The following is a 22,591-nucleotide window of genomic DNA, read 5'->3' on the forward strand; positions in this document are numbered from 1 at the left end:
CTCCTATTTGAACTGATTGATGAATCTCATATCGTTCTCATAGAGAAGTCTGATATCATCGATTCCATATTTCAGCATTGCAATTCTCTCTACTCCCATACCGACTGCGAATCCCGTGTATTTCTCGGTGTCGATACCGCCGGCCTTATGTACGTGCGGGTGCGTCATTCCGCAGCCCAGGATCTCGATCCATCCGCTGCCCTTGCACACATTGCAGCCCTTGCCGCCGCACTTGAAGCAGGATACATCCATCTCCGCGCTGGGCTCCGTAAAGGGAAAGTGATGAGGACGGAACTTGGTTCTGGTCTCCGGCCCAAAGAGTTTCTTTGCCATGTGATCCAGGCTGCCCTTCAGGTCTGCCATGGTAATGCCCTCACCGATGACCATCATCTCCACCTGATGGAAGGTGGGCGAATGGGTGGCATCAGGCGTGTCGCAGCGGAAACAACGCCCTGGGATGACGATCTTATAAGGCAGGGGCAGTTCCTTCTCCGCTCTCACCTCACCGGAGGAGGTGTGTGGGCGGAGCACGATGTCCTTGTCAATATAGAAGGTATCTGTCATATCTCTGGCAGGGTGGAACTCCGGAGAATTCAGACCATCAAAAGTGTTATATACGGTGTCTACCTCCGGGCTCTCATAAACGGAATATCCCATAGAGCGGAAGATATCCACGATCTCGTTGATGACCTGAGTAACCGGATGCTGCACACCGATGGTCACCTTGGCCGCCGGCTCTGTCACATCGATGGTCTCCGCCAGGAATCGCGCCTCTCTGGCCGCTTTCTTGATCTCTGCCTTCTTCTGTTCCAGCAACTGCGCAAAGATGCCCTTCGCTTCGTTGGCAGACTGTCCCATCGCTTTCTTTTCTTCCTTGGACAGCTTGCCCATACCGCGGAGGATCTGTGTCAGGGATCCTTTCTTACCCATGACCTTGACTCTGACGTCTTCCGCGTCTGCCAGGGTCTTCGCATTCTCAAGCTGTTTCCTCGCTTCTTCTAATACTTTCTGTAGATTTTCCTGCATTGTCACTATACCTCATTATTCTATATATTATCTCGCAGCCTCGTACATCAATATGCCCGCGGCCACAGATGCGTTCAGTGATTCCAGTTTCCCGGCCATGGGAATACGGACACGCAGATCCGCCTGCTCCATGATCTCCCGGCTCACACCGTTCCCCTCATTGCCGATGATCAGTGCGATATCTCTATGCAGCGACGCCTCCCGGTAATCCTCGCCTTCCATGGCAGTGACTACCATTCGCTTGCCCATGGCACAAAGCATAGCTGCCAGCGCATGCTCCTCGACACCCGTACAGATCCGCATGCGGAAGAGGGATCCCGCTGCGGCCCGTGCTGCCTTGGGACTGTAGGGATCGCCTGTCCCCTTGACACACAGGACACCGGCATATCCTGCGCCTTCTGCTGTCCGGATCATGGTTCCGATATTCCCCGGATCCTGCACCTTATCCAGGACAAGCAAATTCCCGCCATCAGGGATGGCCTTCTGAAATCCATCCTCTGCATCGCGGTTCTTCCTGACTATGGCGATCACACCCTGACTGGTCTCGGTCTGAGAAATACGGTCGAATAACTTACCATCCATGGTACAGACACGACACGCGTACTCCTGCTCCGGGCTGACATCCTCCCGCAGGAGAACAGTCTCTACTTCTGCCTGGGAGGCAATGGCCTCCTGGACAATGTTGCGCCCCTCGATCAGGTAGCGGCCTTCCCGTTCCCGGTATTTCCTTCTTGCAAGTCTGACACAGTCCTTGTAGATCCTGTTTTCCGGTGATGAAATATGGTAATCCATAACATAAGTATGAAAAAGCCGGCGTGTGGCCGGCTTTTACGAAACCAACTTGTTAATTATTCTTCGTTGAGAAAGCTGGGAATGTCGAACTTGGAATCCTTCGGATCCTCATCTCTATCCCCGAACAGGTCGCCGATGGTCACCTCTGTGCCTTCCAGGCCCTCAGGAGTGACGACTTTCTTCTTGCCTTGCATCTGCTCTACCTGCTGAAAGCCGACCTTGTCGTCTTTCTCCTCATCCTCAAAACCTGTCGCGATGACGGTGATGGAAATCTCATCCTCCATATCCTCGCTGACCGCAGCACCAAAGATCAGGATCGCTTCATCGTCTGCCTTCTCTTCCACCAGGCTGGCGATCTCGTTGACCTCCATCATGCCCAGATTGTAACCGCCTGCAATATAAAGCAGGATGGCCTTGGCGCCGTTGATCTCAGTCTCAAGAAGCGGGCTGTCTACAGCAGCCAGAACCGCTTCCTTGGCTCTGTCGTCACCGGTTCCGTGTCCGACACCCATATGCGCGATGCCTCTGTCAGTCATGACCGATCTGACATCCGCAAAGTCTACGTTGATCAGAGCGAAATCGGAGATCAGATCCGAGATACCCTGTACGCCCTGGCGGAGCACGTCATCTGCCATAGCGAACGCATCTACCATGGATGTGTTCTTGTCACAGTTCTCCAGCAGCTTGTCATTTGGAACGACAACCAGAGAGTCGACGTATTTCTTCAGGAAGTTCAGCCCCAGCTCAGCCTGTGCGGATCTCTTCCTTCCTTCGAAGGAGAACGGTCTAGTCACTACACCGACGGTCAGGATGCCCATGTCCTTCGCTGCCTTTGCGATGATGGGAGCCGCGCCGGTACCGGTACCACCGCCCATGCCAGCGGTGATGAAGACCATGTCTGTGCCTTCCATGATGTCTGCAATCGTATCCAGCGTCTCCTCCGCTGACTTCTGTCCGATTTCCGGATTGCCACCGGCTCCCAGACCTCTGGTCAGCTTCTCACCGATCTGGATCTTCGTCTCTGCATTGCAGCGGCTCAATGCCTGGCTATCTGTGTTAACTGCGATATACTCAACACCCTGCAGATTCGTCTCCAGCATTCTGTTGATAGCGTTGCATCCGCCCCCGCCGACGCCGATTACCTTGATAATTGCACCTGTCTTCTGTTCATTTTCAAATTGCAACATGTAACTGCCTCCTTGGATCCCATATTAACAGTATTTTACCATATAATGTGTATCTTTGCACTATGTTTTTTTGCTAAAATTCTGGGGAAAATGACAGATAATCGTCATCTCCTACCGTTATGATGCCTCTTTTGGTCTTGCTCTTATAAAGTTTATTGACAACCTTCTGCAGGTCTCCCCTCTCGATGGAGCGCTTGATATTAGCGGGGCGCCCGTTTACCATAAGCGTATCATAGATATATGCCTGGATATTGAGGTCGCCGATGCTGATCTTCTTGAAGAAGAGATCTCCCTCTTCCATGGTGTTGATCATATCCAATGTGGTCGCCAGATTGAGTTTCTCCTCTGCATCGATCTTCTCCCCTACCTGGATCCTGCTCAGAGTGAGACCCGTGAGGAGTGTCAGTTTGGGCATATACGGGCTCACCCGGAGGACCAGCCCCTTGTCATCGATGATCACGTACTCCTCTCCGAACTTCAGAGAAGCCACCTGCGGCCGTTCATCCAACTGGATCACAAGGGTGTCCGGCAGCCTTCTGTGCACGTTCACATCTGCGTAATAGGGACTTCGACCCAGCGAATCCTTGATCGCCCCCGCCCCTGCATGCAGAAAGATATTCTGTCCGGTTCTGGCTCCGCTCATGTTGATGACCTGCCTGTCTGTATAATACAGATTCCCCTCGACCTTGATGTGTTTTATGTCGAACAGCGGAGACAGGAGTACCAGAATAATAAGGATCAGGAATCCAATGATCATGAACGCCCGCATCAGATAATGCTTTTTCTTCCGCACCTTTCGTTTTCTGGGTATATCGCGGAAGGAGATCTCCTGCATCACCGGTTCCTCCGGTTCTTCGGGAGCATCTTCCATCTCCTCCATTCCCTCAGGGAGTGGCATCTCCTCCTCGTCCCCTTCCTCCAGCACAGTTTCTTCCGGATCTGTCTCCCGCGGTTCCCCAGGACGCAGGTAGACCGGTACCTCAAAAGGATCCGAGGTCTCCTCTTGCGTTTCAGGTTCTTCCAGTTGCTCCTCCGCTTCCGCCTCCTCTGGCCTTTCCACCGGCTCGGCAGGCAGCGTTTCCTCTTCGATACCCTTCTCCTCTACGGCCTCTTCTGTCTCAGGCATTCCCTCGGCTTCGGCGAGCTCCTGGATCAGCCGCGTCGTCTCTTGTTTCTGACTCATACTCTGTTCCCCTGTCTATCGCTGCAGATTACGATAGATCACTTCTGTTGCATCACCTGGCACACAACTCCGGCTGGCCTCTTCCATGCTGCGCAGCCTGTCCGGATCATCCCGGAGCACTGCTACCTCTCGGTTCAGGCGATTACTGGTGAACTCCTTCTCCTCTATGAGAATAGCACCGCCTCTGTCTGCCACCGATTTTGCATTGAAGTACTGATGGTTTCCCGTCACGTTAGGCGAAGGAACGAGAATGGAAGCCCGTCCGCTGACACAGATCTCTGCCACCGACAGAGCACCAGCCCTTGCGATGATCAGATCAGAGGCTGCCAGATGGTCCGGCATATCGTCAATATAAAGTTTGATCCGGACATTCTCCGCAGGGTCTATCCCCTGCTCCTTGCAGCGCGCCAGAATATCCTCGTAATAATAGCCTCCGGTGCCGAATAGCAATGTGATCCCCTGGGTGCCGTTCACCTCTCTCATGAGGTCAAAGACCACATTGTTGATGGCCTCGGCGCCCTGGCTTCCTCCAAAGGAGAAGATCACAAAGTCGTTCTGCCCGATCCCCAGACGCTCCCTGGCGGCGGCTTTGTCCACCCCATAGAAGTCTCTTCGGACCGGATTCCCTGTCACCACATGTTTCTCCGGATGGTGAAATAGCCCGGACGCTTCCGGAAATCCAAGGAAAACCTTGTCCACATAGCGCTCCAGGCTCTTGTTGGCCACACCAGGGAATGCGTTCTGCTCATGCAGATAGCACCGGGCACCATATCGGTGAGCAGCGTAGATCACCGGAAAGCAAACATAGCCCCCGGTGCCGATCACTACATCCGGCCGGAATCTCTTCATGAGGTTTCCAGCCTGCCAGACACCTCGCAGCGTCGCGAATCCTGTGTCCAGGATCTTTAGCGGATTGCTGCGATCGATCCACTTGGCAGATACAAAGGCCATCTCGTAGCCCGCCTTGGGAACGATGTCCTTCTCCAGCCCGATCTCATTCCCCACATAGAGGATTTCCGCATCCGGCTGTTCTGTTTTTATTTTGTCGGCGATGGCGATGGCGGGATAGATATGCCCCCCCGTTCCTCCGCCGGTCATAATCACTCTCATATCGCATTCTCCCTTTGTTTTCTGCGAACCTTCTCCACCCTGCTTTCTTCGCTCTCCGGTTTTGGCTGAATCAAAGGCGCCAGATCCGATGATCTGGATATGTTAAGCAGGATCCCCATACAGGCCAGGAAGATCACGATCGTATTCCCTCCATATCCCACAAAAGGCAGGGAGATCCCTGTAGGCGGCATGGAGGAAGTCACCACCGCCACGTTTAGGACTACCTGCAGGCCAATCATCAGCGTGATGCCCGCAGACACATACATGCCATACTTGTCCTGTGCGTGCATGGCCACCAGGAAACAGCGCCAGATCAATACCATGAACAGGAGCAGCAGGAGCAAAACCCGGATAAGTCCCAGCTCCTCTCCTATGATGGCCAGGATAAAGTCATTCTGTGGTTCTGGAAGATATAGCGTCTTCTGGACGCTCTTCCCCAGCCCCAATCCACGAATGCCGCCCGTACCCAGAGCGAGCAGAGATTGGGCAGCCTGGAAACCGTCTCCCTTGGGATCCTGAAAAGGATCCATGAAACTGGTGATCCTCTTCCCCCAATAAGTACCCGTGGTCCCCAGGAGGGCAATACCGGCCACCATCGCCGCCAGCATACCGCCGGCGATGGGAAGTGGAAATCCGGAAAGCAGGAGCATGCAGCCGATGATCCCTACCACTGTAATGGCGGTGGACAGGTTAGGCTGTCTGATGATGAGCCCGGCAAACACAAGGCCCACCAGGATCAGCATGACCCAAACCTTCCACCTGGCTTTGCTCCTGTCATTGGCGGAGAGCACCCCCGCGGTGAACAGGATCAGGATCGGCTTTGCAAGTTCTCCCGGCATGACTGTGAACGGTCCCACCTTCAGCCATCTGGTCGCACCGTTGACGGTCAGACCTACCGGTGTAAAGATCAATCCCAGGAGCACCAGACCGATGATCACCAGGATCGGGCCGCTCTTGCGGAACCTGTGGTAGTCGATTCTGGAAAAGAGCCACATGGCCACACAGCCCATGACCGCGAACCCAAGTTGCTTGCGCAAATAGAAATAAGGGGACCCTGCTTCATTGATGGCTTTGTAGTAGCTGGCGCTGAACACCATCACGATCCCGAAGACCGCCAGGACCAGCACCAGAATCACCACGAGAAAATCGCAGGGTTCCTGCTTCTGTCGTATTTCGTTGTAGAGTCCCTTGACCTTGTTCATCCTATGATCATCCTTCTCTCTACAGTCTGCTCACGCAGTCCTTGAAATGGTCACCTCTCTGTTCAAAATTATTGTACATATCCCAGCTGGCACAGGCCGGCGACAACAGTACCACATCCCCTGGGGAGGCCAGCGCAGCCGCTGTTCGGACGCATTCCTCCATGTCCTTACAGAATGTATAGTCTCCATAGCCGATGGCATCACATGCCTCGCGGATAAAATGCGCGTCCCGCCCCAGAAGCACCAGATGCTTCACCTTGCCGGGGAACAATCTGACCAGCGTCCCAAAATCCTGTCCCTTCGAATCGCCACCGGCAATGAGGATGACGTCCCTCTCCATGGCCCGCAGCGCGATCTCGGTCGCGTCTGTATTGGTCCCCTTGGAATCGTTGTAATAGAGGACGTCGTCCACCTTTCCGCAGTACTCGATCCGGTGCGCGACTCCCGCAAACTCCTTCACCACCCTGGTGATGACCGCCGGTTCGATCCCTGCAAAGTAACTGATGGCCGCAGCCGCCAGCACGTTCTGCACGTTGTGCATCCCGATGATCTTCAGGTCCCCGCGCGTACAGATCTCGATTTCCTTCTCGTCATCTCGCAGAACCAGCGTATCTCCGCGCAGAAATGCGCCGAAGGGAAGCTCTTGCTTTACACTGAAGGGCACGATCCTGGCTCGGCATCCTTCTGCCAGACTGAAACAAAGCCTGTCATCCTGGTTGATCACCAGATACCCGGCTTCCGTCTGGTTGGCAAAGATCTTCGCTTTTGCCTTCCCATATGCCTCCATGGTGTGGTGACGGTTCAGGTGATCCGGGGTCAGGTTCAGAATCGCTGAGACCACCGGCTTGAAGTACCTGGTGGTTTCCAACTGAAAACTGCTGCACTCCGTCACGAGCCAATCCTTCTCACTGGACTCGGTAGAAGCATTGATGACCGCTGTGCCGATATTCCCGACCACATAGGTTCCGCGACCGGCTGCCCGAAAAATCTCTCCCACCAGCGTTGTGGTCGTGGTTTTCCCGTTGGTTCCGGTGATAGCCACGTAGTTCCCCTTGCCGACACGGTAGGCGATTTCCAGCTCTCCGATGATCTCTGCCCCCTTCTCTTTTCCTTCTTGCACAAAACCGAGCTCCGGGCTGGCACCCGGACTCAGAATGATCTGGTCAAAAGCTCCCATGTCAGGTGGCATGCTGTCCAGATAGAACGTCACACCCTGTCCCCTGTAGAAAGTCAGGAGATTGCTGTCGATCTGCGATTCTTTCTTGGCGTCCTGGACGCTAACTTCCGCGCCCATACGAGCCATCACTCTGGCCGCGGCCTGTCCGCTGCGACCGAACCCGACCACCAAAACGCGGTTTCCTTTCATGTTGTCAAGATTACTCATTATCTCTATCCTTCTTTCTAAAATACTATATCAGTGCAATCAGCAAAGTGAGCACGCAGAAGACTACCGTGGCCAGACAGAACATGAGCACCACCCTGGTCTCTTTCATGCCGCCCTCCTCAAAATGATGATGAAGGGGCGCCATCCGGAAGATCCTCTTCCCGCCGGTCGCCTTGAAGTATCCCACCTGCATGATCACGGAAACAGCCTCTGCCACGAACACCAGCCCCGCAAGCGGGATCAGAAGTTCCATCCGCGACAGGAGTATGGCAGCGGTCATACCGCCCCCCAATGCCATGGACCCGGTGTCTCCCATGAATATCTGCGCGGGGTACTTGTTGTAGACCAGGAATCCGCCGCACGCTCCAGCCACTGCAATCAGGTAAACGGAGCTCTGGATAGCCCCCACCCTTGCCAGGATCAGCGCAAACGTCAGCGCAAAGATGATAGACACTCCGCTGCACAGACCATCCATTCCATCGGTCAGGTTGACGCTGTTCGCCATCGCCACCATGACAAAGGCAACGAAGGGCACAAAACAGATACCAAAATCAACATACTTATCGACGAAGGGAATCCATACCGTGCTCCCATTCTCAGTAAATGCCTGGATGTAGTAACCCAGGCCCAGCCCCAGGGCGATCTGGAGCACCAGCTTCTGCCATGCCCGCAGGCCCAGATTGTGCTTCTTCGCCACCTTGATGTAATCGTCCAGGAACCCGATGAGCCCGAACAGCAGACCAGCGGCGATCATGACCCACATATCTGTCCCGGGCTTTGTGCCGATCAGCGAAGCAAAGATGATCGTCAGGTAGATGGCGATACCGCCCATAGTAGGGGTACCTTGTTTCTTTAGATGAGACTTGGGTCCCTCCTCACGAATAAACTGTCCAAACTGCCTGTGCTTGAGGATAGGAATCTCGATAGAGGTGAGTACGAGCCCCTCCAGAAACGCTACCACGATGATCAAAATGAACTGAAATACTTTCATAACGATTGTCCTCTCCTACTCCTTATATATGTACACCGTGCCGCCCTTGAAGACCTTGGTCCCGGCCTTCGGGTACTGGTCGACCACGGTAAACGCCTTCTTGTCGCCCGTATCCGGGCTGACCTTTGGCTTGAGTCCCGCACTTCGGATCTCCGCCTTGGCGCTGGAACTGTCTTGGTCAGTCACATCCGGCACATAGGTTGGCCCTACGTTGTTCTGCTCCTTTTCTTCCTTGGAATACTGAGGGCCGATCTCGTAGTAGGCCAATGCCTTCTCCAGGAACCGCCTGGCCACAGGCGCCGCCACCGTCGCACCGAAGTGCATTTTCTTTGGGTTGTCACCGATGACGAGAATAGCGAACTTGGGATCTTCCATGGGTGCCATCCCGATGAAAGAACAGTCCGTCTTGGATGTATAGTGACCGTTCTTTGCCTTGTTGGCCGTACCGGTCTTGCCTCCGATCCGGTAACCGGGGATCTGCGCTCTGGTCCCGCCGCCTTCGTTAACGACGTATTCCATGATCTCTTTCATCTCATCTGCCGTCTTGGTGGAGAACACCTTGCGGACTGCCTTTGTCTTGAATTTCTTGACGACCTTCCCGTTCTTATCGGTCATCTCTGTAACGATACGAGGCTGCATGAGGACGCCATCGTTACCGATGGCACAAGCCGCTGTGAGCATCTGGATCGGAGTCAGCGCGATTCCCTGGCCAAAGCACATCGTCGCCAGTTCCACATCACCAACGCTGTCCTTGTCCTGGACCATCGCAGAGGTCTCTGCCGGCAGATCCACATGGGTCGGATCAGTGATCCCGAACATTTCCAGATAATTATAGAAGCGATCCTTTCCCAGTCTCTGTCCCAGCGCTACCTGTACCGGATTGCAGGAATTACCCACGGCTTCCACCAGGGATTGTTTGCCATGGGTCGCCGTACAGTTCAGCCGGATCCCTCCCACCGGAACAGACCCGACACATTCGAACCTGTCCGCAAGGTTGGTGACCCCTTCCTCCAGTGCGGAGGAGGTAGTTATCAACTTGAAAGTAGAGCCTGGCTCATACAGATCGCTGACGATGGGGTTGGTCCAGAGCCGGCTCAGGTACTCGCTCTGCTGGTCGGCGTTCATCTTCTCGAACTTTTCTTTTTCTTTCTTTGTGACAGGCTGCGAAGCATCGTTTGGATCGAAAGATGGCGTTGTCACCATGGCCAGAATATCCCCGGTCTTGGGATCCATAACCAGACACATCATTCGATCACACTTGGCCTTCTCCATCTGCTTCTTCAAAGCCTGTTCGGCGTAGTTCTGAAGGACGGAGTTGATGGTCAGGCGGACGTTCAGTCCATCCTTCGCCTTAAAATATCGCTGGCTTCCATAGGCCAACGTATCACCGTTCAGATCGGTGTCCTTGATCCATCTTCCGGACACACCGCTGAGGTAGTTGTCGAACTGGGCCTCGATGCCGGTCCTGCCAATATTATCATCAGTGACACTCCCAAGCATTTGCGCGCCATTGGTCTCCAGCGGGTAATGCCGCCTGGTGCTGGCTACGATCTCGATGCCCTTCAGATCCATGCGCTTGATGGTGTCGATCTGTTCCTTGTTCAGATACCTGGCAACACGCCTGAGGCTGTCTGTTGAGGTGATCACTCCCTTCACCGATTCAAAATCCTTGTCCAAGATCACCGAAAGTCGTTGACTGTAATCCTCGATCTCCTCTGCCGTGTAGTTCTGCCGCATCAACTCCGGTCTGACCCAGATACTGTAACAGCGGACGCTGGTAGCCAGTTTTTCCCCGTTGCAGTCCAGTATATCGCCCCTGGCAGCCTCTACCGGCATATCCTTCATCTGCTGGTCGATGGCCTTGTCTGTGTACTCCTCCGCACGCACGATCTGGATCCATGCCAGACGGAAAGCAAGCAGGATCATCAAAAGCACCAGAAAGAAGAATATCAGCTTGATCCTGTTCTTATTCAGTTTGGTTACTTGTCTGCCCATGCTTCGTAACTCTCTCCTATTACCAAAAAAAGCCAGACAGATCGTTTCCTATGTATTTGTCTGGCATTCCGTATTCAATTGTAAAACAAATTGTGATTTTTTCAAGGGTTAATTGTAAGCTTCTTCCCGAATGGCTGCCGCAAAGTTCTTTTTCGGCTTGTCGCTGTCCTTCAGCGGCTGGCAGTTGGCAGCCGTAGGGTATTCCATCCCAAGACGATCCTTGGCGATCTGCTCGATGGTACCGGCGCTGTTGGCCGAACTGATCTTCACGCCCAGCGTATCGATGTCACTGGCCAGTTGCTCATTCAACTCGTTGAGATTGTTGTTCTCACAGCGAATCTCCGCTGCCCATGCCCGCATGACCACCATGCCGACACAGATAAATCCGATCAACAAAATAGAAATGACCAGTCTTCTCTTATCCCTTGCACTCATGATTAACCCCTATATCTTCTCGCATACCCTGAGTTTGGCACTCCTCGCTCGCGGATTCTGTTCCTCCTCCTCTGCGCCTGGAATGATCGGCTTGCCGGTCACCTTTCTGACATCTGCAACCTTGCCACAAACACACACCGGAAACTCCGGCGGGCAGGTGCAGGGGTGGACTCTCTTCTGGAATTTCTCCTTCACGATCCTGTCTTCCAGAGAGTGGAAGGTAATGATACAGAACCGTCCCCCATGATCGAGGACATCGAAATAGTCATCGATCGCATTCTCGAGCTGTCCCAATTCGTCATTGACCTCGATTCGAAGCGCCTGAAACGTCCGCTTCGCCGGATGAGGCCCGTTTCTTCTCGCCTTCGCAGGTATGGCAGCCTTGATGATCTCCACCAGTTCGCCCGTACTCGCGATCGGCTTGTCTCTTCTTGCTTTGTCGATGAACTGCGCGATCCGCGCCGCCCATCGCTCTTCCCCGTATTTGCGTATGATCTCTGCGATCTCTCTCTGATCGTAGGTATTGACGATATCATACGCGGTGAGCGTATCCTCCTGGTTCATCCTCATATCCAGCGGCGCGTCCTGCATGTAGGAAAATCCTCTCTCCGCATTGTCCAACTGAAAAGAAGAAACCCCAATATCCAGAAGGGCTCCATCGATTCTCTCGATTCCCAATTCCGCAAGTACTGCCTTGATGTCGGCGTAACATGCTTGAACAAAGTATTTCCTGCAGGACATCCCTGCAAGTCTCTCCCTTGCCGCTTTCAGCGCATCCTGGTCTCTGTCGATGCCGATGAGCGTCCCTTCCCCCGAAAGGCGTTCACAGATGTGTACGGAATGGCCCGCTCCCCCGATCGTGCCATCCACATACACCCCATCCGGCCTGATATTGAGATTCTCTATGCACTGATCCAGCAATACCGGCACATGCTTGAAATCCATCTTACTGTCTTAGAAGTTATACTTGGCAAGTGCTTCCGAATAACCTCCGGTTCCCCTTCTGGTGCTGTCATCCGGGGAGTCCCAGACCTCCTTGGCCCAGATCTCCACCTTGTTCATAGCACCCATGGTGATCAGATCCTTCTGTATGTGCGCGTAATCGATCAGTACCTGCGGTACGATGATCCTCCCCTGTTTATCAAACTCGCACTCTGCCGCGTTGCTCATCAGGTCTCTGATGGCATCACGGACATCCGGATCCGACTCCGGCAGTTCAGCCATTCTCGTAACCAGACGTTCCCATTCGTCCATGGAGTAAATGTAGAGGCACGTATCCATCCCCTTAGTAAGGACGCATTTGCCTGCTAACTGGTCTCTGTGCTTTTGCGGCACGATCAACCTTTTCTTAGCATCTATGGAGTTGTGATACGTGCCCATGAACATTTGGCTGAACTCCCTTATACCCCTTTATTGATACATCTTCATAATACACCACACTCCCCCACTTATCAATTCTTTTTTCCATTTTTTTGGGTATTATCCCCACTTTATTTCACAAAACAACACTTTCCTTCCCCACGAAAAAACCCCAAAACACTATATATTGTGCTTCGGGGTTTTCTATTCTACTATTCACGACTACTGGTTCTCTTTTTGGTCCCCACCGGCTGCCACCTGATGCTCCACCAGCGCCACCTTCTGTTCCCGAGTAAGCTTCTTGATGGCACATTCCCTCTGCATGGCATCCTGACGAGTGTCGAAGGTTTCGTAATACACCAGTTCTACTGGCCGCCTCGCCCTGGTATACTTGGCACCCTGGCCGCTGTTGTGGACATCGACCCGCCGTGTGAGATCTGTAGTCCAACCGGTGTAAAACGTACCATCTGCACACCTGAGTATATAGGTGTAGTTCTTACTCAACCGAGAGCACCTTGTAATCCTTGTCCTCCACGGCCTTGGTGAGCACTTCGTCCCCCACCTCTGCGGACAGAGTAACAACAGCCTTGTTGGCTTCGTGGCTTACCTCTGCGCTCTCCACACCCGCAACAGCTTCCAGCGCCTTTTTGACAGTCGCCTCACAGTGTGTGCACATCATACCCTCGATGTTCATTGTTTTTTCCATTTCCATTTCCTCCTCAGGTTTATATGTTTGTTTAATCTTTCTGTCTCTGCCCGTATCATACAAGCGGAACAGGTTCAGTCTCAATGCATTCATGCAGACACAGAAACTCGACAGACTCATCGCCGCCGCTCCCAGCATAGGGTTCATGGTCCAGCCAGTCAGGTGTACCCATGCGCCTGCCGCAACAGGGATCAGGATCACGTTGTAGAAAAACGCCCAAAACAAGTTCTCGTGGATGTTCCGCACCGCCCCCCGACTAAGCCGGATCGCCGCCGCCACATCTGTCAGCCGATTGTGGATCAGCACCACATCGGCCGCGTCAACCGCCACATCCGCACCGGCTCCGATGGCAATCCCAACATCCGCTCTGGTCAGGGCCGGCGCATCATTGATTCCGTCGCCAACCATGGCCACACGCCCGCCCCTTCTGAGCCTGCGGATCTCCCGATCCTTCCCATCCGGACGGACTCCGGCGATAACCTGATCCACACCAGCCTGTCGACCGATGGCTTCTGCGGTCCTCTTCTCATCACCGGTAAGCATGACCACGTGAAGACCCTGATTCTGCATCTGCCTTATGGCTTCTGGGCTGTCCTCACGGATAGTGTCTGCCACCGCGATCATTCCCAGATATCTGGATTCCTCACCAAAGAAGAGACAGGTCTTGCCTTCTTCGGATAGCACGGATGCTCTGACCTCCGCTTCCCTGGGAATCACTGCGAATCCACCGAGGAAAGATGCGTTCCCGCCTGCCAGTGTCCTGCCTTCCCGCTTCCCGGTGAGTCCATTTCCGGCCACCGCCTGAAACTTCTCGATTTCCCCTGAGACCAGGGCCCTGTTTTCTGCCTCTCGGACCACCGCCCTGGCCAAAGGGTGTTCGCTGCGCTGTTCCAACGCCAAAGCCGATTTCAGCAGACGCTCTTCGCTTACACCTTCCGCCGGGACCACATCAGTCACCTCCGGCGTACCACTGGTAATGGTTCCTGTCTTGTCCAGTACCACCGTATTCACCCGGCCGGCCATCTCCAGGGATTCTGCTGTTTTAAAAAGGATACCGTTTCTGGCACCGATACCACTCCCCACCATGATCGCCACAGGCGTGGCCAGCCCCAGCGCACAGGGGCAACTGATCACCAGCACAGAGATCCCTCGGGCCAATGCATACCCTGGTGTCTGTCCAACAAGGAGCCAGATCACTGTTACCAAAACGGCCAGGAGAAGCACCGCCGGCACGAACACGCCGGAGACCTTGTCCGCGATCCTGGCAATGGGAGCCTTGGTGGCGGCCGCATCGCTGACCATATGGATGATCTGCGAGAGGGTGGTATCTTCTCCCACCCGTGTCGCGGTCGCTCGAATATACCCGGACTGGTTCATGGTCGCCGCCGAAACGGCATCGCCCACGTGCTTATCCACCGGAATGCTCTCTCCGGTGAGCATGGACTCGTCCAGGGCCGTCTCCCCTTCTGTGATTACACCATCCACCGGAACGCTTTCTCCGGGCCTTACGACGAACACATCTCCAGGATGCACTTCCTCGATAGGCACTTCCTTCTCCTCCCCATCCCTCCACAGGACAGCCGTCTGAGGCGCGAGCTTCATCAGTCCGCGCAGGGCATCGGTGGTCCTGCCCTTGGACATCGCCTCCAGCATCTTGCCGATAGTGATGAGCGTCACGATCATAGCCGCAGACTCAAAGTACAGGTTATGCAGGCCCGCGATCGCCGCCTCTGCGTTTCCCGTCGCCTGCTGCCCTGTCATCTGGAAGAGCACCACAAGACTCCACAGAAACGACACTGCAGAGCCCATGGCCACCAGGGTATCCATGTTCGGCGCCAGATGGAACATGCTCCGAAAACCACTGGTGAAAAATTTCTTGTTGATATACATGACGATGGCGGACAGGAGCATCTGCACCAGTCCCAACCCCACCGGGTTATCATGGAAGAATTCCGGAAGAGGTAGTCCCAGCATGCTGTGCCCCATAGAAAAGTACATCAGCACCAGCAGGAATCCCAGGGAGATCAGCAAACGCCTCTTCAAGACCGGAGTCTCGTGGTCCCTAAGCGCTTCTTCCTCCTCCGCGAAGAAGGCTTTGTGCACGGAAGAAGTCCCTTCCGTCCCTCTCTCGTTCGCACCGTAGCCCGCTGCTTCCACCGCCTTGATCACTTCCTGGGGCGAAGCGCTTCCCTCCACCCCCATGGAATTGGTCAGCAGGCTCACCGCGCAGGAAGTCACGCCGGGCACCCCGCTCACTGCTTTCTCTACCCGGGCCTGACACGCTGCGCAACTCATTCCGGTTACTGTGTATTGCTTCATCGATGTATCCTTACACCACCTTTCAGTAAGCTTTCTCTAACTCACCTTATTTTATACCCTCAGGTGGTCTCGGTCAATCATCTATTTCTTTCACGCCGATCAGGCACTCCACATTGGTCCCCTCCGAAACAGCCGTTTTGAAAGCCCAGACTTCTTCCGCCCGAGGATCCCCTGCCATTTTCTGTTCTGCCTCCGCCATGGTGATCTGGATGTTTCCTCCCAGTGGCGCCTCGTGTATGAATCGAACGTTAAGAGAGGTGACCTGCTTTCTCATGACTTCCGGGATCCGATCCCACAGAAGGTTAAAATAGTTGGTGTTGTTCATGTGCCGGTTCATATCACATTCTGAGTAACGGACCTGGTGTTTATCCACCGGATGGAAGGCCATGTCCTTTGGAAAACGGATTCGCTTCAGGAGAGGCAGCGTCAGCGCCTCGTCCCGTTCGTACCCGGAGATGTCGATCTCGGTGGTCTTACTGAGTTTTCCAGTAAACCTGTCCGGCACGGCCCACTCACTGTGCGCCCGTACCACCAACTCCTCTCCCCGCCAGATCTGATAAGACCTGGGGAAGGTGGCTGCCTTCCCGGGGCAGGTCCATGTGCGCACCTGCACTTTATCAAACTGGTGGAGCTGGTCAAATATCTCCACAGATAGTTTGGTGATGACAAAGGCCTTCCCCATGTTGAAAAATTCCACATAGGACGGCCGCCTGTCTCTCATCTGGCGGTTCGCGGTCTCCTGCAGAAGCCGCACCAGCTCTGTGGGACGCACGTTGTTATTCTCGTCAGTGTCATGGCAGCCGATCTCAAAATCGGCGCAGTAATAACTCATAGGCTACCTCCCTTTTTACAAAAGAACTCTGTGAGGCCAACCCTCTCAGAGTTCTTTCCTACGGACAGGAAACTGTCCCTTTACTATTCAATAACCGTCGGATCCACGCCCTCGTCCGGGATCATTTCCTCTGCTGTATCCTCCAGCTTGTCAAGCAGCTGATCTAACAGGTCGTTTACGTCTTTCAGCATATCGTATTTGGCGTAATCCTCGTCCAGGAAGAGACTCTCGATCTCCCGTCTTGCCTGGTAGACCTTCTTGCTGATGTCCAGATAGATGGGGAAGTTGTTACTCTCAAAAGCCTCCTGGTAGGACCTCAGATCCTCCATGATCATCTCTACCAACGCATCACCATCCACTGGTTCCCCGATATAATACGGTACGGGAGAAACTCTTTCCAGGTAGTTGTTCTCTTCTTCCTTCATATTGTAGACATACTGGACCTCAAAATCCTTTCCCAGCACAAACGTCACGATATTGACATACGCATGGAACGTCTTGATCCGGGTTGCCCCCTTCTGTCTGAGAATATTGTTGACGATGTCGACATCTACACGATCGGTAAACATAGTAACCTCCTAATTAAGCAAACAGGCCAAATTTCACAAGTAGGAACACATTAGCGATGGCCACTGTGACGATCATTACCGGCATACCCACCTTGGCATACTGGTTGAAGGTGATAGGATAGCCGTTCTTTCCTGCGATCGAGCACAGCACCACGTTGGCCGATGCGCCCAGCATAGTTCCGTTCCCGCCCAGGCAGGCGCCCAGAGAGATGGCCCACCAGAGAGGTGTCACATCCATACCCTCCGCTGCCATCGCCTGAATCAGCGGAATCAGGGTGGCTACGAACGGGATGTTATCCAGGATCGAAGAGAAGAAGGCGGAAGCCCACAGCAGGATCACCATGGTGAGCAAGACTCTTCCTCCTGAAATGTTCATGATCACATCCGCACAGGACTTGATCACACCGGTCTCTACCATACCACCGACAACGATGAACAGTCCGATGAAGAACAGGATGGTGGTCCATTCCACGTCTCTGACCACTTCCTCGATATCCTGCCGTCCGATGATCATCATGATGACACCAGCGGTAAGGGCGACGGTGGCACTGTCGATCCCCAGTTTGCCGTGGACCATGAACGCGACCACTACCACACCGATCATGAACACGCTGGTCAGCATCAGGTTCTTGTCTGCGATGGCCTTGTTCTCATCCAGACTCATTACCTGGTCGATGGCCTCATCACTGGCCCCAAGCCGCTTCTTGAATACGGTCTTGAACCCGAAGATCACAACGACAAGTCCGATCAGGCAGGTGATCCCAGTGTTTTCGATAAACTGCAGAAACGTGAAGTGCGCCGCACTTCCGATCATGATGTTCGGTGGGTCACCGATCATGGTCATGGTACCACCGATGTTGGACGACACGATCTGTGCCAACAGGATCGGTGTCGGATTGATCTTCAGCATCTTGGCCATGGTGATGGTCATGGGCCCCATGAGCAGCACCGTGGTCACATTGTCCAGGAAAGCGGAACAGATCGCTGTAATTACCATAAACGCCACCGTGATCTTCCAGGGATCTCCGTGGGACAACTTGGCTGCCTTGATGGAAATGTACTCAAACAATCCAGAGTGGCGTACCACCGCCACGAACAACATCATCCCCAGAAGTACGCCGAGCGTATTGAAATCGACATGCTTGACAGCCGTCTCCATGCTCAGGACCCCTGTTAGAAGGAGAAGCACAACGCCAGCCAAGGCGGCACTCGTACGGTGTACCTTCTCCGTGACGATCGCCACGATGGTGATTGCGAAAATGATGATAGAAATAGCCTGCGGACTCACCTTATTACCTCCCTAATTAACATGTTAAATCTTTCACTATTCCAAACCCAACAGTTGCTGATTATAACACTTCCAAAGGAAGAGTTCAAGGCGATTTTTGAGAAATATTCCCACCAATTATACCTTCTTATTATTGATTCAATTCTGTTAATTCAAACGCTTTGTTATACACCGGCATCGATCCTGGCGTATTCCGGCGACCAGTGGACATTCCGCAGATAGTCCCGCAGAGCCACACCGTCCTTCTCTTTGAAATACTGGAGGATCACCCGGTGTTCCTCGTTGGTCTGGTAAAGGGCACGTTTGATTCTCCCTTCCTCATCCTCCACGTAGGTCTTCTTGATGAGTTTGCTTTTCAGACGTTCCAACTCGTCGATCAGGATCTGGTTGCCGGACTTCTGGATGTAAACGTCGTGGAACGCCACCTGCTGCACATGGTACATCTCATAGTTTCCGGCACGAATAGCCACGTCCATGCTATCCACATAGAACCCCATGTTGGCCAGATCCTTCTCCCCAAGCTGGAAAACGGCAAGTTCTGCAGCATACCCATCCAGCACGCCGAGAACTCCGTAGAGCTCCGCCACCTCTTCCTCGGACAAAGCCCTCACCACAAAGCCCTTGCGAGCGCGGTTCTTCAGAACGCCCTCACTGGCCAGTTGGATCAGGGCCTCGCGGACCGGCGTGCGACTGATATTCAGTTCTTCGCAGATCACGTTCTCGTTGATTTTCTGCTCCGGCTTGAGTGTGCCGTCCATGATCTGTCTGGCGATGTAATCGTAGACATGATCTTTCAGGGACTTGTATTTCTCCATGCCTGCGTCCTCCCGTCTATTGCTCTTTCACGAGTTTTACGATCCGACTGGTCCCAAGCCTGGATGCGCCCAGTGACAGAAACTTCTCTGCATCTTCCAGTGTACGGATACCTCCGGCTGCCTTGATCTTCACATGGGGACCAACGTATTCTGCAAACAGCGCCACGTCCTCAAAAGTCGCTCCGGCTTCCGCAAAGCCGGTGGAAGTCTTGATGTAATCAGCGCCGGACTGGGAGATCACCCTGCACATGAGGATCTTCTCTGCTTCTGTCAGCATACAGGTCTCCACGATCACCTTCAGCACGCGCATCCCCACCGTTTCCTTCACCGCACGGATCTCCTCCCGTACGTAGTCTGGTCGCCCTGCCTTCAGCATCCCGATGTTGATCACCATATCGATCTCATCGGCGCCGTTCTCGATGGCATCTCTGGCCTCAAACACCTTGGACGCAGTCGTGCTGTTGCCATGGGGGAACCCGATAACGGTGCAGATCTTCAGATCGTTCCCAACATACTCTCTGGCTTCCCGGACAAAGCAGGGCGGGATACAGACGCTCGCTGTTCTGTATTCCAACGCCTCATCGCAGAGCTGCCTGATATCCTCCCAGGTGGCGTGCGGTTGCAGCAATGTATGGTCGCACGCCGCCAGTATCCTCGCATATTTCTTCTGCATCTTACTCCTATCTCTGTTACTTGGATTCCTTCAGGATCTCCAACAGATACTCCCATGTCCTCTTGGTAGAGGAGATGGAAAGCTTCTCATCCGCAGTATGCACGGCCACCATCTGCGGTCCGATGGAAACGGCATCAAACTCTCCGCCCATCTTCCCGGCGAAGATGCCACACTCCAGTCCAGCGTGGATCGCCTCCACCAGAGGCTCCTTGCCGAACATCTCCTGGTACACCTTCACACACACGTCCCGCAGCGGAGAATCCTTGCGGAATTCCCAGGCAGGATAGAAGAAGGAATACTCCACCGTACCTCCCTGCGCTTCACAGGCCAGTGTCAGCTTATCCTGCAGGTAGGCCTGTCTGGTCATGACAGAAGAACGCAGCGCATAAAGGGCTGTCATCTCATCCTCCTCCAGCTTCAGTGCTCCCAGATTCAGACTGGTCTCTGTCAGATCTTTGATATCCATACTCATGTTCTGAACACCATACGGTGCCGTCATCAGGTAAGCCAGGACTCTGCGTGTGCTGTCTGCGTCGGTCGCTGCTTTCCGGCAGACACCTTCCAGTTCCGCCTTCACGAACACACCCGGATCAGAAGTCTTGTACTCGTTCTTCAGAACAGCATCCAATCTGTCGATCTCACTCGCCAGCTTCTCTGTATCAGAGACGATGATCTCTGCCACACACTCCTGACAAATGACATTGTCTGCGTTACCACCCGCCATGGAGATCAGGCTGACCTCCGTTACCTTGGACAGGTCGTAGAGCACTCTTCCCATAAGTATGTTGGCATTCCCAAGTTCCAGGTTGATATCGGTACCAGAGTGACCGCTCTTCAGACCGCCGATCGTCAGTGTGCAGAGTTCTCCTTCCTTCTCTTCTCTCTTGATGGGCAGATGTGCTTTGCCAGTGATACCACCTGCACAGCTGACCGTGATGATCCCCTCTTCCTCGGAATCCAGATTGATCATCTTGCGGGCTGCCAGATGATCCGTATCTATGGCATCGGCTCCTTCCAGACCTGTTTCTTCATCTACGGTGAACACCAGCTCCAACGCCGGATGCTGGAACTCATCGGACTCAGCCAGGGCCAGCATGTAGGCGACGGCTGCGCCATCATCACCGCCCAGTGTCGTGCCTTCTGCTGTCAGCCAGTCTCCGTCCACGACCAGATCCAGTCCTTCCTTGGTCATATCCTTGGTGCAGCCGGGCGCCACTGTGCAGACCATGTCCATGTGCCCCTGAAGGAGGATGGGGGCAGACTTTTCATAGCCCGGGCTCGCAGGTTTCTTGATGATCACGTTGCCGATCTCTTCCTCAATGTACTCAAGCCCCTGTGCCTTGGCGAAATCCACCAGGAACTTTGTCATCGCTGCCGTGTTATAAGATCCGTGAGGGATCTTGCTGATCTCATTGAAGTAATGGAAAACACGTTTTGGTTCATACTCAGTAATGTTGCTCATGATACTCTCTCCTGTTTTCATAATATTGCTTATGGCAATAGTATACCACTTTTTCTTTATTTTTCAAACTTTTGTTCAAAAATATAAATTTCAATTTACTTTTTTATTCAATTTAGTGAATACAGACCAAATTCCTTTATTTTTTTGGTTTTGACCACTTGAAAACCGGTCTTCCGGGTACTATAATCCAATCTTGGGCACTGGTTCCAGTGGAACGGGTGTCTTTTTTCTCGATATTGTAACACGGTTTCTTAAAGGAGGTATCACTATGGCAGTACCCAATCAGGTGACTTTACAAACCCGGCTTTTCCGCCTTCTGATCATTTCAGTCGGAGTCATCTTCAATGCGATCGGTGCAGGGATCTTCATACTCCCCAACAATTTCCTATGCGGTGGGGCCACAGGGTATGGACGGGTCCTCTCCGAAGCGCTGAACATTCCCGTTTCCTTCGGGACCGGTGCCATTACTGTGGTGCTGTTCCTGATAGGGTTGTTCGCTCTGGGCAAGGAGTTCGCTTCCACCATCCTCATCGGTACCTTTCTGTATCCTGCTGCCCTTCGCGTTCTGGAGATGTTTCCCGCCCTGCAGCATCTGACACAGGACAAACTCTTGGCGGCCGCCTTTGCCGCCCTATTCATCGGAGCTGGCGTCGGCATGGTAGTCCGAGCCGGAGGCAGTACCGGCGGAAGTGATGTACTGGCAGTCGTCCTGAACCGCAAGAAGGGGCTCTCCACCGCTTTGGTCATGAACATCATAGACATCATCGCGCTGCTTCTGCAGTGTTCCTTCGCGACTGCTGACGAGGTTCTCTACGGCATCCTGATCATTCTCGCCTACTCCATCATCATGAACAAAGTCCTGCTCCTGGGTTCCAACGATGCCGAATTCATCATTGTCAGCAAGAAATGGGAGGCGCTCCGTCAAGGGCTTTTGGAAGATGCCAACGTTGGCTCCACCCTGCTTCACGGGGAGGGTGGTTACCTGAAGCAGCCCAACACAGTCCTGCTTTGTACCGCGCAGAAGAGGCGGATCCACGCCGTCAAGCAGGTGATCGCAGATGTAGATCCCCTGGCCTTTGTGACTGTACTGCCAGCCTCCTCGGTGAGCGGACGAGGCTTCTCTCTGAGCCGCAACTATGGCCTCGATACAGATATCAGATCATAAACTTGTATCCGGAAACAAATTCAGGCGAAAAATTTATACATATTATTGTTTTCTGCACTATATCTATTGATTCAACATTTTTTTAGTAGTATAATAAT

General features: G+C 53.5%; 21 protein-coding genes. 1 reads left to right on the forward strand and 20 read right to left on the reverse strand.

The features are described from left to right. Positions 1 to 3: 3 nt before the first annotated feature. From pheS to P156_RS0104705, 20 genes are all read right to left on the reverse strand, one after another. The gene (pheS, locus tag P156_RS0104610; RefSeq protein ID WP_027869123.1) at positions 4 to 1,026 is read right to left on the reverse strand and encodes a phenylalanine--tRNA ligase subunit alpha; all 1,023 of its coding nucleotides are present in this window, start codon (positions 1,024 to 1,026) and stop codon (positions 4 to 6) included. A gap of 27 nt (positions 1,027 to 1,053) precedes the next feature. Then, positions 1,054 to 1,818 carry an RNA methyltransferase gene (locus P156_RS0104615; protein ID WP_027869124.1) on the reverse strand — a complete coding sequence of 255 codons (765 nt, stop codon included), beginning with the start codon at positions 1,816 to 1,818 and terminating at the stop codon, positions 1,054 to 1,056. A gap of 56 nt (positions 1,819 to 1,874) precedes the next feature. Beyond that, complete coding sequence (gene ftsZ, locus P156_RS0104620) at positions 1,875 to 3,005, reverse strand: cell division protein FtsZ (RefSeq protein ID WP_027869125.1); 1,131 nt, start codon at positions 3,003 to 3,005, stop codon at positions 1,875 to 1,877. A gap of 73 nt (positions 3,006 to 3,078) precedes the next feature. After that, on the reverse strand, positions 3,079 to 4,188 hold the full coding sequence (locus tag P156_RS0104625; protein ID WP_027869126.1) for a cell division protein FtsQ/DivIB: 1,110 nt from the start codon (positions 4,186 to 4,188) through the stop codon (positions 3,079 to 3,081). 15 nt (positions 4,189 to 4,203) lie between these two features. Beyond that, positions 4,204 to 5,298, reverse strand: coding sequence for an undecaprenyldiphospho-muramoylpentapeptide beta-N-acetylglucosaminyltransferase (gene murG, locus P156_RS0104630; protein ID WP_027869127.1), 1,095 nt, complete (start codon positions 5,296 to 5,298; stop codon positions 4,204 to 4,206). Beyond that, complete coding sequence (gene ftsW, locus P156_RS11595) at positions 5,295 to 6,500, reverse strand: putative lipid II flippase FtsW (RefSeq protein WP_081818446.1); 1,206 nt, start codon at positions 6,498 to 6,500, stop codon at positions 5,295 to 5,297. Before ftsW ends, murG begins: the two co-directional genes overlap by 4 nt. A 19-nt stretch (positions 6,501 to 6,519) precedes the next feature. Continuing rightward, complete coding sequence (gene murD / locus P156_RS0104640) at positions 6,520 to 7,884, reverse strand: UDP-N-acetylmuramoyl-L-alanine--D-glutamate ligase (protein ID WP_027869128.1); 1,365 nt, start codon at positions 7,882 to 7,884, stop codon at positions 6,520 to 6,522. 25 nt (positions 7,885 to 7,909) lie between these two features. Continuing rightward, the gene (gene mraY / locus P156_RS0104645) at positions 7,910 to 8,875 is read right to left on the reverse strand and encodes a phospho-N-acetylmuramoyl-pentapeptide-transferase (protein ID WP_027869129.1); all 966 of its coding nucleotides are present in this window, start codon (positions 8,873 to 8,875) and stop codon (positions 7,910 to 7,912) included. A gap of 15 nt (positions 8,876 to 8,890) precedes the next feature. Then, positions 8,891 to 10,870 (reverse strand): penicillin-binding transpeptidase domain-containing protein, encoded by a 1,980-nt coding sequence (locus P156_RS11600; protein WP_051600651.1) that lies wholly within the window; start codon positions 10,868 to 10,870, stop codon positions 8,891 to 8,893. 108 nt (positions 10,871 to 10,978) lie between these two features. Continuing rightward, the gene (locus P156_RS0104655; protein ID WP_027869130.1) at positions 10,979 to 11,305 is read right to left on the reverse strand and encodes a hypothetical protein; all 327 of its coding nucleotides are present in this window, start codon (positions 11,303 to 11,305) and stop codon (positions 10,979 to 10,981) included. A 9-nt stretch (positions 11,306 to 11,314) separates the two neighbouring features. Then, entirely contained in the window at positions 11,315 to 12,250 is a 936-nt protein-coding gene (rsmH, locus tag P156_RS0104660) for a 16S rRNA (cytosine(1402)-N(4))-methyltransferase RsmH (protein ID WP_027869131.1), read from the reverse strand. 9 nt (positions 12,251 to 12,259) lie between these two features. Beyond that, on the reverse strand, positions 12,260 to 12,685 hold the full coding sequence (gene mraZ, locus P156_RS11605; RefSeq protein ID WP_242838697.1) for a division/cell wall cluster transcriptional repressor MraZ: 426 nt from the start codon (positions 12,683 to 12,685) through the stop codon (positions 12,260 to 12,262). A 201-nt stretch (positions 12,686 to 12,886) separates the two neighbouring features. Then, the gene (locus tag P156_RS11610; protein WP_081818447.1) at positions 12,887 to 13,168 is read right to left on the reverse strand and encodes a GIY-YIG nuclease family protein; all 282 of its coding nucleotides are present in this window, start codon (positions 13,166 to 13,168) and stop codon (positions 12,887 to 12,889) included. Further along, a complete protein-coding gene (locus P156_RS0104675) occupies positions 13,161 to 15,689 on the reverse strand; it encodes a heavy metal translocating P-type ATPase (protein ID WP_027869132.1) in 2,529 nt (842 codons plus the stop codon). The genes P156_RS11610 and P156_RS0104675 overlap by 8 nt, the downstream gene beginning before the upstream one ends. A gap of 73 nt (positions 15,690 to 15,762) precedes the next feature. After that, positions 15,763 to 16,521, reverse strand: a complete 759-nt coding sequence (locus tag P156_RS0104680) for an acyl-[acyl-carrier-protein] thioesterase (protein ID WP_027869133.1) — start codon at positions 16,519 to 16,521, stop codon at positions 15,763 to 15,765. A gap of 83 nt (positions 16,522 to 16,604) precedes the next feature. Then, the gene (locus tag P156_RS0104685) at positions 16,605 to 17,090 is read right to left on the reverse strand and encodes a hypothetical protein (protein ID WP_027869134.1); all 486 of its coding nucleotides are present in this window, start codon (positions 17,088 to 17,090) and stop codon (positions 16,605 to 16,607) included. A gap of 13 nt (positions 17,091 to 17,103) precedes the next feature. Further along, positions 17,104 to 18,378 carry an ArsB/NhaD family transporter gene (locus tag P156_RS0104690; RefSeq protein WP_027869135.1) on the reverse strand — a complete coding sequence of 425 codons (1,275 nt, stop codon included), beginning with the start codon at positions 18,376 to 18,378 and terminating at the stop codon, positions 17,104 to 17,106. Positions 18,379 to 18,542: 164 nt separating this feature from the next. Then, positions 18,543 to 19,193: a GntR family transcriptional regulator gene (locus P156_RS0104695; RefSeq protein ID WP_027869136.1), complete on the reverse strand. Its 651-nt coding sequence runs from the start codon at positions 19,191 to 19,193 to the stop codon at positions 18,543 to 18,545. A 16-nt stretch (positions 19,194 to 19,209) separates the two neighbouring features. Next, a complete protein-coding gene (gene deoC, locus P156_RS0104700; RefSeq protein ID WP_027869137.1) occupies positions 19,210 to 19,866 on the reverse strand; it encodes a deoxyribose-phosphate aldolase in 657 nt (218 codons plus the stop codon). Positions 19,867 to 19,882: 16 nt separating this feature from the next. Next, entirely contained in the window at positions 19,883 to 21,328 is a 1,446-nt protein-coding gene (locus tag P156_RS0104705) for an aminoacyl-histidine dipeptidase (protein ID WP_027869138.1), read from the reverse strand. A gap of 268 nt (positions 21,329 to 21,596) precedes the next feature. On the opposite strand from P156_RS0104705, the gene P156_RS0104715 reads away from it, so the two are divergent. Then, the gene (locus tag P156_RS0104715; protein WP_027869139.1) at positions 21,597 to 22,493 is read left to right on the forward strand and encodes a YitT family protein; all 897 of its coding nucleotides are present in this window, start codon (positions 21,597 to 21,599) and stop codon (positions 22,491 to 22,493) included. Positions 22,494 to 22,591 lie beyond the last annotated feature (98 nt).

The sequence above is a fragment of the Eubacterium sp. AB3007 genome (assembly GCF_000688015.1).
Lineage (GTDB): Bacteria > Bacillota > Clostridia > Peptostreptococcales > Anaerovoracaceae > Aminicella.